At 39.7% G+C, this 229-nt stretch carries 1 protein-coding gene; it reads right to left on the reverse strand.

Features of this window, described 5'->3' with window-relative positions:
* Positions 1-229: phosphoenolpyruvate carboxylase (locus AAEY72_RS16640; RefSeq protein ID WP_352311823.1), on the reverse strand; the 229-nt coding region annotated here is incomplete at both ends.

Below are 229 nucleotides of genomic sequence, written 5' to 3' on the forward strand. Positions count from 1 at the left end.
CCACAGGTTTTGACCAAACGAATCATATCAAGTAATAAGCCTTCGCCATGTGCCGTATCGTGAGTATTGACACTTTTCCGAATGATGCGTAAATCTTCTAACAATTCTTGCGGATTGGTGTAAGCATCTTTTTCAGCCTCGCTATCACTACCTTTGCTTTGAATATGGCTATTAGTCGATTTTATTTTGGCAAGAATAATCGATAACAGTCTTCGGTACGGCTCATTGT

This window comes from Psychrobacter sp. W2-37-MNA-CIBAN-0211, from assembly GCF_040309405.1.
Taxonomy (GTDB): domain Bacteria; phylum Pseudomonadota; class Gammaproteobacteria; order Pseudomonadales; family Moraxellaceae; genus Psychrobacter; species Psychrobacter glaciei.